Origin of the sequence: Xanthomonas sp. SHU 199 (genome assembly GCF_000364665.1) — a bacterium.
In the GTDB taxonomy this organism is placed as follows: Bacteria; Pseudomonadota; Gammaproteobacteria; order Xanthomonadales; family Xanthomonadaceae; genus Xanthomonas_A; species Xanthomonas_A sontii.
On sequence record NZ_AQOI01000625.1, the window covers coordinates 1 to 1,072 of the forward strand.

General features: G+C 74.0%; 1 protein-coding gene. It reads left to right on the top strand.

Annotated elements, in window-relative coordinates; genetic code table 11:
* Positions 1 to 1,072: fimbria/pilus outer membrane usher protein (locus D183_RS25190; protein ID WP_017910237.1), on the top strand; the 1,072-nt coding region annotated here is incomplete at both ends.

Genomic DNA, 1,072 nt, shown 5'->3' on the forward strand with positions numbered 1-1,072 from the left:
CGCGCTCGCCGTCGCCCAGCCGCAGCCCCCACCCCGGCCCGAGGCGACCGCTCCGGCGCAGGAGACCCTGTACCTGGAGGTCACCCTGAACCAGACCCGCCAGCCCGGCCTGTTCCAGTTCCAGCGCGACGGCGAGCAACTGCGCGCCAGCGCCGCCACCCTGCGCCAGCTCGGCCTGCGCGTGGACGGCAGCGACGCCAGCGCGGCGATCGCCCTGGGCGACCTGGACGGCGTGCGCTTCCGCTACGACGCCAGCCTGCAGCAGGTGACGATCGACGCGCCGGTGGCGCTGCTGGACGTCGCCACCACCCGCATCGACGCGCGCGGCGGCGTGCCGTCGCTGGCGGCGACCAGTTCACCCGGCGCACTGCTCGACTACGACCTCTACGCCAGCCGCCAGGGCGGCGCCAGCAATCTCACCGCCAGCGGCGAACTGCGCGTGTTCGGTCTGGGCCAGGGCCTGCTGCGGCAGTCCTTCGTCGGCCGCGTGTACCGCGAGCCGCAGCAGGACTGGCGTGCCCAGACGATCCGCCTGGACACGCAATGGCAGTGGTCGCTGCCCGAGCGCATGACCAGCGTGGTGCTGGGCGACACCTTCAGCAGCAGCACCAGTTGGAGCCGCACCGTGCGCCTGGGCGGCGTGCGGGTGGGCAGCGACTTCGGCCTGCAGCCGTATCGCGCGACCACCCCGTTGCCGGAGTTCCTCGGCGAAGTGGCGGTGCCGTCCAGCGTGGACCTGTACTTCAACGGCATCCGCCAGTACGGCGCGCAGCTGCCGGCCGGGCCGTTCCAGCTGTCCGCCGCGCCGGGCGTGGACGGTGCCGGCAACGCCCAGGTGGTGATCACCGACGCGTACGGCCGCACCCGCTCGCTGGCCTTTCCGTTCTATGCGACCCAGGACTTGCTGGCCAGCGGGCTGACCGACTGGTCGCTGGCGCTGGGCCGGGTGCGCGAGGCGTACGGCGTCGCCGATTTCGCCTATGCCGGCGACACCGTCGGCAGCGCCAGCTGGCGGCGCGGCCTCGGCCCGCGCTTCACCGCCGAGGCGCATGCCGAGGCCGGCGCCGGCGTG